Raw genomic sequence first — 9,360 nt, forward strand, 5'->3', positions numbered from 1 at the left:
TTACAGCCCGGCCTGGCGTTCGCCTTGATCCTGCCCATCGCCCGCTTCGACGGCTTCGCGCGAGCGCCGCACCTTGAGTTCGCTGACCACCACCGCAACCACGATCAGCAGGCCGCCAAGCAGTGCCACGCCCGGCAGGCGTTCGCCGGCGATGCGCCCGACGATGCCGGCCCACACCGGTTCGCCGGCATAAATGAGGGTGGCGCGGGTGGGTGAGACCGACTTCTGTGCCCAGTTCATTGCCACCTGGATCACCGCGCTCATCGCGCCCAGGCCCACGGCGCTGGCCAGCAGCAGCCAGGAAAAGTCGGGAATGCGCTCCTGGGTTGGCACGATCATCAGGAACGCCAGCAACGACGCGGTCGCCAGTTGCACCACGGTGACCCGGCGCACATCGACCTGGCCGGCGTAGCGGCTGATCAGGATGATTTCGGCGGCAATGGCCACGGCACTGACCAAGGTGACCAGTTCGCCCTCGCTGAAGTGCAGGCTGCCGCCTTCTGGCCCGGCCAGCAGCATCAGGCCGACAAACGCCAGGCAGATGCCGAGGCTGGGCATCAGGCCTGGCCGCCGCCCCAGTACCAGCCATTGCAGCAGCGGCACGAACGGTACGTACAGCGCGGTGATGAACGCCGACTGGCTGCTGCTGATGGTTTGCAGGCCCATGGTCTGCAAGCCGTAGCCAAGCATGATCGACACGCCGATCAGCATGCCGGCTTTCAGTTCGGTAAAGGTCAGCCCGGGCAATGCCCGCGCCGAGACCACGCCCACGAACAGGGCGGCTGCGGCAAAGCGCAGGCCGACAAAGAACATCGGGCCGCTGACTGTCATCACGTTATGCACCAGCAGGAAGGTGCCGCCCCACAACATGGTGATGAACACCAGCACCAGTTCGGCCTTGCTCAGGCGAAAGGTAATGGCGGGGGTCGGCTTGCTGCTGGGCTGGTTCATGGTCTTGCGTACTCGAAGGGGGCGGCGCACAATCGCCGCAAAGTGGGCAGTATACTGCGCAGCAACGACCAGTGAGCAATATAGTGCACAAAGATTCTTCGCACCGGGCATCGGTGCTGCAACATGTCAGCCTCAATGTACGCAGCCTGCGCAACGCTTCTGGCATGAGCCAGACAGCGCTGGCCGAGCGTTCCGGGGTCAGCCGCCGCATGCTGGTGGCGATCGAGGCGGGTGAAAAGAATGTCAGCCTGACCACCCTGGACCTGATCGCCGAAGCCTTGGGCGTGGCTTTCAGTACCCTGATCCAGGCACCTGACCAGCGCGACCCCGGGCGTATCGAAGAGCTGGCCTGGGCCGGTGAACACCTGCAAAGCAGGGCAGTGTTGCTCGGCACCAGCCCGGCGCGGCGCGAGGTGGAGTTGTGGGAGTGGACCCTGGCACCGGGCGAGTGCTATTCCAGCGAGGCCGATGCCGAGGGTTGGAGTGAGCAGATCTATGTGGCTGAAGGGCAACTGACGCTGATCATCGAAGATATTGAGCATCGCCTGCAGGTGGGGCAGTTTCATGTGTTTCCCAGCAATTGCCGGTATGCCTATCGCAATGATGGCTTAGTGGCGGTGCGCTTCGTGCGTAATGTGGTGATTTGAGGTTGCAGGTTTTGGGGCTGCTGCGCAGCCCATCGCGACGCAAGGCCGCTCCTACAGGAGGTACGCGTTCCCTTGTAGGAGCGGCCTTGCGTCGCGAAAGGGGCGCAAAGCGCCCCCAAAATCTCCACCCCTATCAGTGATCCAGCAACTCATCAGTCTTCACCACCTTGGCATAGGCAAACGCCAACGCTGCCATCGCCGAATCATGCACCTGCGCCGCCGGCACCTGCTTGCCGTCGAACTCCAGTGGCAGGGTCGCGCAGGCATCGTGCGCCACGGTCACCTCATAGCCCAGGTCGGCCGCCGCACGGGTGGCGGCGTCGATGCACATGTGGCTCATGCTGCCGACGATGGTCAGGGCTTCGACGCCATGCCGGTCCAGCGTGTGCTCAAGGTCAGTACCGAGGAAGGCGTTGACCTTGTGCTTGAGTACCACCGGCTCGCCCGCCGCTGGTTCGACCTTGCTGTGGATGGCCGCGCCCTGCGAGCCGGGGGCGAAGAACGGCGCATCGGCGCTGTCGAACTCATGCCGCACATGCACCACCAGGTCGCCCCGTTGGCGTGCGGCCGCCAACAGCCGGGCAGCGTTGTCGGCAGCCTGGTCGGCGCCGTCGAGGGTCCACTTGCCGCCCGGGAAGTAGTCGTTCTGGATGTCGATGATGATCAGTGCCTGCTTGTTCATGCTGCCTCCTGTGGCAGTAGTCGTTGGATGACGTTAGTTATAGGCTGTGTGCACTGACCTGAGGATTGGCGCGAACGACACTATGCGGGCAAAAACTGACACCCCGGCCATCCTCGACATCGGCCTGCTGCTGTACCCCGGCGTGCAGCGCGCTGCCGTGCATGGCCTGGCCGACCTGTTCCTTGTGGCCAGCCGGGTTGCTGCCGAGCTGGGGGCCGTCGAGCTGCCGCAGGTTCGCGTCAGTTTCTGGCAGGCAGATGAAGCAGGGCAATTGCAGCCTGCCCCTGATAGCCCTGCCGCGGTCGACGCTGCCCTGCGGGTATTGATCATTCCGCCAAGTCTGGAATCGGCCCCGCAAACCGAACTGCTTGACCGCCACCGCACGTCGTTGTGCCAGCTGCACGGCAGCGGCACGGTGCTGGCATCGGTGTGCATCGGGGTGTTCTTCATTGCCGCCAGCGGCCTGCTGGACGGGCGCCCGGCCTGCACCCACTGGAACTACGTGCATTCGCTTGCCCAGCGCTTTCCCAATGTACGGGTAGAGGCCCAGCAACCATTGCTGGACGACGGTGACATCGTGACCTCGGCCGGGTTGATGGCCTGGACCGACCTGGGCTTGCGCCTGCTGGAGCGTTTTCTGGGGGCGACGGTGGCGCGGGAGACCGCTCGTTACCTGGCGGTCGAACCGGTCACGGCACCCTTGCCTGGGGCCTTGTTCAACCCGCGGCTGGACCATGGCGACGAGGCGGTGCTGAAAGTGCAGCACTGGTTGCAGGGCAATGGCGGGCAGGATGCCGACCTTGCTGCCATGGCGGCGTGCGCAGGGCTGGAAGCGCGCACCTTCCTGCGGCGCTTTCGTGCGGCCACGGGGCTGCGCCCGACCGAGTACTGCCAGCAAGTGAGGGTGGGGCGGGCGTGCCGCTTGCTGGAATTCACCCGGCGCAATGTCGAGCAGATTGCCTGGGGTGTCGGTTACCAGGACCCTGGCGCGTTTCGCAAGGTATTCCAGCGCATCACCGGCCTGACCCCCAGTGATTATCGGCGGCGCTTCGCGGTATCTGGTTAGCGGGCGCATGCAGGGTGGAAAAACCACTTGACCTTGACTTAACTCGAGGTTTTACCCTGCTCGGCATCGCGCTGCATGCGTCCGTAGCCAGGAGACCGTTGATGACGGCGTTACCTCATGCCCTGTGGTTCACCCAGATGATCGAATATGAAGTGCCCAGCATGTGCCAGCAAGCATTGGCCCAGGCGCTGGTAGCGCGCAGCGAGGAACTGGCGACGCGCTGTGAAGGGCTGCAGGGTGTCAGCATCCAGGCCAGCGATGATGGCAGCCGGGTGCTGCAGTACCTGCAATGGCAGTCACGTCAGGCCTGGGCGGCGGCAGCCGTGCATTTCGTCGAGGAGCCGTTCCTGGACTTGCTTGCCCGGCATCAGGCGCGTGGCGTCAACTTTGCCGCCTACCAGACCCTGCGCAGCCTGGTGCGCGTTGCCGATGGCGGCCTGCATTGCCAGGTTGGTGAACCTCAGGCGTACCACGGCGCATAGTGCGGGTAGCGGTCCAGGCGGGCGCCGACCACCATTTCGCTGATCCATGCCGCCAGGATCGAACTGTAGGCCTTCTGGCTCTCTTCGCTGGATAACGCGTGGTCGGCACCGTCGACGATACGATGGGTAAGTGAATGGGCGCTGATGAATGCCGAACGGTAGCTCATCAGTGTGCTGTGCGGCACGTAGTCGTCCTGCTCCGACTCCACCAGCAGCACATCGCCCCCGAACTCGGCGCAGGCTGCCAGCGCGCGGTTGTCCGCCGGGCCGAGCGAGCGCTGGCGGTAGGCGTTCAGCCGTTGCCGGTCGAGGGTTTGCTTGGGGGTATCCCATTCATCGTCCCAGTACATGGCGGGCACCCGCAGGGCCAGCCATTTGACCGGCCGCTCGCGGGTCAGCAAGGTGGCCAGGTAACCGCCATAACTGCTGCCGATGATGGCAATGGCACTGCTGTCCACCGCTGGATGACTGAGCAGCCGGTCGTAGGCCACCAGCAGGTCCTGCAGGTTCTGTTGGCGGGTGACGGTCAGGCGTTGGCTTTCGGTTTTTTCATGGCCGCGCAAGTCGAAGGTCATGCACACGCAGCCCAGCCCGGTGATGAGCCGGGCACGGGCCAGGTCGCGCTGCTGGCTGCCGCCCCAGCCGTGGACGAAAAGGATGCCCGGCATCTTGCTGCCAGGGCTGACCAAGGTGCCGGCGATGCTGTCGTTCTCGACCTGCAGTTCAACGGTCTCACTCTGAATGGCCATGTTCGCGAATCCGCGCAAATTTGCTGAGTTGTCCGAGTTCACTGTCGTTTCCTTGGTAGAAGAGGGTGGCGTCAGTGGGCAGGTCGGGTGTGCCGAACACCTCATGGGTGGAGGCACGCACCCGTTGCAGTGCCGGGTCGTCGGCAAAAGCCTGCAAGGCCAGCAGCTCGGCACTGCTGGCACCGCCCAAACGCCAGGATTGTTCGAGCACACCGCTGCGCAGGTGGCCCTGAGGGGTCTGGCCGCGGGCGATGTCATAGTTGCGCCGCGAGGCGATGAATCCGGGGAAGTGCTGCTCGGCCGCCTGCTCGTAGGCCATGGCCTGGTTGATGGCCAGGCGCAGGTGGTCTTCCATAGGCAGTTGCAGCAGGGCCTGGTAATCGCCACGTACCACCACCAGGTCGGAGCCGCCGTATACCTCGGTGCCCTGATGGTCGTGGGTCAGTTGCTGGGTGCCGTGATAGCTGCAGGTCAGGCCAGCGACGCGGACCTGGCCGACGCTGAAGGTTTCTACGTCACTCAGGTCTTCTTCCAGGACCAACCCCCACAGGGCTAACTGCTGGTCATCCATGTCCGCCAGCAGGGGTTCCAGCTCATCCGCCGCAGTGATCACCTGTTGCCCGCGGCCTGCGCAGGCCAGTACCGGCTTGATTCGCAGGGGGCCTTCCAGCAGTAGCAGCTGTGCGGCGCTGCGCGCATCGGCCTTGCTGAACACGGTGTAGCCGCGCAGCAGGGCGTCGCTCGCCTGCTGGGCGAAAGCATCGGTCCAGCCCGGCGGAAAGCTGCCACCGGCCGGCAACGGGTGGGAGATTGCCTTGGTGGCCATGTAGGGGTACGACACCAGGCCGCCAAACAGGTCCTGTTCGCTGTGAATGCCCAATGCGGCATGGCGCTTGGGGTCGATCAGGGTTTCGGTCGGCAGGTAATAGTAGCCAGCGGCGGCGCCGGGCAGCTGCCAGGCCTGTACATGCGGGCAGCCCAGCAGGCGGGCCAGGCCATCGGCAAGCTTGAGGTGCACGGCATGCTCGTGCTCGGGCGTGTGCTCGCGGGTGTCGAGCAGCACCACGGCGGTTTTCGGGTCGCAGGCACTGGGCATGGTCATTTGCCTGTGTGCAATGAATGTACTGAGTGTGAAGCCGGTACCTTGCGGAAGTTCAGCGGGACTTGATCGGTGGTGCCGGCCTTGCTGTAGGAAGCGTCCTGTTCGCGCACTGACGATTGCAGGGCTCTGACGGCTGTTCCATTATCGGCACATTGGATCAACCGTGATGTAGCCGCAGGAGAGCGCATGAACGTCCAGACCACCCCTGAGCAAAGCGTGCCACAGCGCCTGGCGCGCGTGCGCCAGGCCATGGCTGCAGCGGGCATCGATGCCTTGCTGGTGCCTTCAGCCGACCCTCATCTTTCCGAATATCTGCCCGGTTACTGGCAGGGGCGCCAGTGGCTGTCAGGGTTTCACGGCTCGGTCGGTACGCTGGTGCTCACCCCCGGCTTTGCCGGGTTGTGGGTCGATAGCCGCTACTGGGAGCAGGCGGATCACGAGCTGGCCGGCAGCGGTATCCAGCTGATGAAGCTATTGCCGGGCAAGCCCGGTGCGCTGGAATGGCTGGGCGAACACGTCGAGCCTGACGGCAGCGTCGCGGTGGATGGTGCGGTCATGGCGCAGGCCTCGGCGCGCCAGCTGGGCGAGCGGCTGAAGGCGCGTGGGGCGCGGCTGGTCACCGACAAGGACTTGCTGGGCCAAGTCTGGGACGAGCGCCCGGCGCTGCCCGCTAATCCGGTGTACCAGCACTTGTCGCCACACGCCACGGTGAGCCGGGCAGAAAAGCTCGCCACACTGCGCCAGGATATGCAGTGCAAGGGCGCCGATTGGCACTTCATCGCTACCCTCGATGACATTGCCTGGCTGTTCAACCTGCGCGGTAGTGATGTGTCCTACAACCCGGTTTTCCTGGCCTTTGCCTTGATCAGTCAGCAGCAGGCCATCCTGTTCGTCGGCCAGGACAAGGTGGACGCGCACCTGCGCCAGGTACTGGCGGCCGACGGCATCGAGGTGCGCGACTATAGCGAAGCAGGCAAAGCGCTGGGTGCTGTTCCGGCCGGGAGCCGGCTGCTGGTGGATCCGGCCAGGGTCACCTGCGGCCTGCTGGGTAACCTGCCAGCAGAGGTGGTGCTGGTCGAGGGGCTCAACCCTACTACCCTGAGCAAGTCGTGCAAAGGTGACGACGACCTGGTGCATATCCGACAGGTCATGGAGCAGGACGGTGCGGCTTTGTGCGAGTTCTTTGCCTGGTTCGAGGCCACTTTGGGTAAGGCGCCAATAACCGAGTTGACGGTCGACGAGCAGCTTAGTGCCGCGCGTGCCCGCCGCCCGGATTTCGTGTCGCTGAGTTTCTCGACCATCGCCGCCTTTAATGGCAACGGGGCGATGCCGCATTACCGTGCCACCGAACAGTCGCATGCGCTCATCGAAGGTGACGGGTTGCTACTGATCGACTCGGGCGGGCAGTACCTGGGCGGCACTACGGACATCACCCGAATGGTGCCAGTGGGCAACCCCAGCCTCCAGCAGAAGCAGGACTGCACCCGGGTACTCAAGGGCATGATCGCCCTGTCGCGCACCACGTTCCCGCGTGGGGTGCTGTCGCCGCTGCTCGATGCCATTGCCCGGGCGCCGATCTGGGCTGATCAGGTCGACTATGGTCACGGTACCGGGCATGGGGTGGGCTACTTCATGAACGTGCACGAGGGGCCGCAAGTGATCGCCTACCAGGCGGTGCCCGCACCGCAGACTGCAATGCAGGTGGGCATGATCAGTTCGATCGAGCCGGGCACGTACCGCCCGGGGCAGTGGGGGGTGCGTATCGAGAATCTGGTGGTCAACCGCGAGGCGGGCAAGAGTGCCTTCGGTGACTTCCTGAACTTCGAGACCCTGACGCTGTGCCCTATCGATACCCGTTGCCTGCTGCCCGAGCTGCTGGCCAGGGAAGAGCAGGACTGGTTGAACGCGTATCACGCCACGGTGCGCGAGCGCCTGGCACCATTGCTCAAGGGCGAAGCGCTGGCCTGGTTGGCGGCGCGCACTGCGCCGCTGTAAGGGCAAATGAAAAGGGCAGCTTGCGAGCTGCCCTTTTTCTACTTGCAGATGATGATCATGCTACGGCTGGTGTAGCCCGCCGGATTGATTCCGAACAAGTAATCACCGGGTTCTTCATCCTTATCGCCCGAGCGTGCGATGACCCGATAGCCGCGGGTGCTGCATGAGCTCTGCGCCTTGCTGTAGCAATTCTCCCACGAGGAGGAAAGGCCGGAGCAATTGATATGCAGGCCTTTCTTTCCCCTTTTGACCTCAGTCTTGGCCGTGGCGGCACATCCAGCAATAGCCAAGATGGCCAGGATGAGCAAAATACGTTTCATTCCTGTCCTTAAATGCAGGGCGAATCAGCTGTCAGGCCCCGTCGTTATCGCTTTGTTCTTCCTGAATTTTCCCCTGCGTCCGTGTGCGGGTCCAGTAGATAGCGTAATGATGATGATTCTGTGACAGCTTAATCAGCGAGACGGGCCGCTACAATCATTAATCCCGTCTCAAATGAAAATATTTCTCATATCAGTCCGCTGCGACGACCGGGCTGGCCTCCTTGCGCATGGACAAGGTGGTGCCAACCGACGCGGTAATGATCGCCAGAATCGCCAGCCATTGGGTGGTGGTCAGTACCTCACCAAGGAACAGCAGGCCGGACATTGCGCCGAACGCCGGTTCGATGCTCATCAGGGTGCCGAAGGTGCGCGCCGGGATGCGGGTGAGGGCAACCATTTCCAGGCTGTAGGGCAGGGCAGTGGAGAGTACTGCGACGCCCAGGGCAATGGGGATCAAGGCGGGCGTAAGCAGTGCGCTACCGGCGTGGGCGATACCGATGGGGGCGACGAACAGGGCGGCGACCACAACGCCGAGCGCTGCACTCTGGATGCCATGCTCGGCCCCGGCGCGCTGGCCGAACAGGATGTACAGGGCCCAGCACACCCCGGCACCCAGGGCATAGGCGGCGCCCAGTGGGTCAAGTGCCTGCCCGCCGTGGCCGGCAGGCAGCAACAGCAGCAGGCCGACGATGGCCAGGGCAATCCACAGGAAGTCGATCGGCCGGCGCGAGGAGAAAATCGCCACGGCCAGCGGGCCGGTGAACTCCAGGGCCACGGCGATGCCGATAGGCACTGTTTGCAGAGCCATATAGAAGAGGAAGTTCATGCCGCCCAGCGCCATGCCATAGATGACGACGTTGCGCAGGGTGTTGGCGGTCATGCGTACCCGCCATGGGCGCAGGATCAGCAGCATGATGATGCTGGCGAAGATCAGGCGCAGGGTGGTGGTGCCTTGTGCGCCGATGATGGGAAACATGCTTTTGGCCAAGGAGGCACCGGACTGGATCGATGCCATGGCGATTAGCAGCAGGCCGATCGGGAAGAGGGTAGCGGCCAGGCTGCGGGGCTGGGTGTTCATTTCTGGGCGGCGATCCTTGGGCTGGGTGGGGTGGTGCGCAATATAGTGCGCAATTGTGGGGTGGGGGGCAAGGTACCTGGCTGGAGTTTTGTTTATGGAGTTTTGGGAGTTAGTTGTTGCTGTTGCTGTTGCTGTTGCTTCGCTGGGCGTCAGGGCGGCGATGGGCCTGTCTATAGATGGTGTTGGCTTTGACAAGTGTCCGCCACAACACCTTCAGCGCCTGTGAGATCGAGCGCCGCCCGCGCGGCGCTTCGCGGCTAAAGCCGCTCCTACGTTTGTTTCGGGCCA

The 9,360-nt window shown here is 63.7% G+C and carries 10 protein-coding genes; 4 read left to right on the forward strand and 6 right to left on the reverse strand.

Translation table 11 applies throughout. The features are described 5' to 3' along the window. Positions 1 to 951 (reverse strand): DMT family transporter, encoded by a 951-nt coding sequence (locus ACIP1G_RS26485; protein ID WP_400742389.1) that lies wholly within the window; start codon positions 949 to 951, stop codon positions 1 to 3. 83 nt (positions 952 to 1,034) lie between these two features. Between ACIP1G_RS26485 and ACIP1G_RS26490 the strand changes: the two genes are divergently transcribed. Then, positions 1,035 to 1,598, forward strand: coding sequence for a helix-turn-helix domain-containing protein (locus ACIP1G_RS26490; protein ID WP_400742392.1), 564 nt, complete (start codon positions 1,035 to 1,037; stop codon positions 1,596 to 1,598). 133 nt (positions 1,599 to 1,731) lie between these two features. Here the strand turns inward: ACIP1G_RS26490 and ACIP1G_RS26495 are convergent, their stop codons facing one another. After that, positions 1,732 to 2,280: a cysteine hydrolase family protein gene (locus ACIP1G_RS26495; protein WP_400742395.1), complete on the reverse strand. Its 549-nt coding sequence runs from the start codon at positions 2,278 to 2,280 to the stop codon at positions 1,732 to 1,734. Between the two features lie 82 nt (positions 2,281 to 2,362). Between ACIP1G_RS26495 and ACIP1G_RS26500 the strand changes: the two genes are divergently transcribed. Together ACIP1G_RS26500 and ACIP1G_RS26505 are read left to right on the forward strand one after the other, a co-directional pair. After that, positions 2,363 to 3,346 carry a GlxA family transcriptional regulator gene (locus ACIP1G_RS26500; protein ID WP_400742398.1) on the forward strand — a complete coding sequence of 328 codons (984 nt, stop codon included), beginning with the start codon at positions 2,363 to 2,365 and terminating at the stop codon, positions 3,344 to 3,346. Positions 3,347 to 3,447: 101 nt separating this feature from the next. Continuing rightward, complete coding sequence (locus tag ACIP1G_RS26505) at positions 3,448 to 3,828, forward strand: antibiotic biosynthesis monooxygenase (protein ID WP_400742401.1); 381 nt, start codon at positions 3,448 to 3,450, stop codon at positions 3,826 to 3,828. On the opposite strand, the gene ACIP1G_RS26510 is transcribed toward ACIP1G_RS26505, so the two are convergent. Both ACIP1G_RS26510 and ACIP1G_RS26515 read right to left on the reverse strand, forming a co-directional pair. Continuing rightward, positions 3,807 to 4,577: an alpha/beta hydrolase family protein gene (locus ACIP1G_RS26510; RefSeq protein ID WP_400742403.1), complete on the reverse strand. Its 771-nt coding sequence runs from the start codon at positions 4,575 to 4,577 to the stop codon at positions 3,807 to 3,809. The two genes, ACIP1G_RS26505 and ACIP1G_RS26510, sit on opposite strands and share 22 nt — an antisense overlap. Beyond that, positions 4,561 to 5,679: a DUF3182 family protein gene (locus tag ACIP1G_RS26515; RefSeq protein ID WP_400742406.1), complete on the reverse strand. Its 1,119-nt coding sequence runs from the start codon at positions 5,677 to 5,679 to the stop codon at positions 4,561 to 4,563. Before ACIP1G_RS26515 ends, ACIP1G_RS26510 begins: the two co-directional genes overlap by 17 nt. Positions 5,680 to 5,865: 186 nt before the next feature. Between ACIP1G_RS26515 and ACIP1G_RS26520 the strand changes: the two genes are divergently transcribed. Continuing rightward, positions 5,866 to 7,674 carry an aminopeptidase P family protein gene (locus ACIP1G_RS26520; protein ID WP_400742408.1) on the forward strand — a complete coding sequence of 603 codons (1,809 nt, stop codon included), beginning with the start codon at positions 5,866 to 5,868 and terminating at the stop codon, positions 7,672 to 7,674. Between the two features lie 38 nt (positions 7,675 to 7,712). Here ACIP1G_RS26520 and ACIP1G_RS26525 read toward each other — a convergent pair whose 3' ends face one another. Beyond that, positions 7,713 to 7,994, reverse strand: coding sequence for a hypothetical protein (locus tag ACIP1G_RS26525; protein WP_400742411.1), 282 nt, complete (start codon positions 7,992 to 7,994; stop codon positions 7,713 to 7,715). Positions 7,995 to 8,184: 190 nt separating this feature from the next. Beyond that, a complete protein-coding gene (gene rhtA / locus ACIP1G_RS26530; RefSeq protein WP_400742413.1) occupies positions 8,185 to 9,072 on the reverse strand; it encodes a threonine/homoserine exporter RhtA in 888 nt (295 codons plus the stop codon). Positions 9,073 to 9,360 lie beyond the last annotated feature (288 nt).

It is taken from the genome of Pseudomonas sp. NPDC089392 (assembly GCF_044749595.1).
GTDB lineage: Bacteria > Pseudomonadota > Gammaproteobacteria > Pseudomonadales > Pseudomonadaceae > Aquipseudomonas.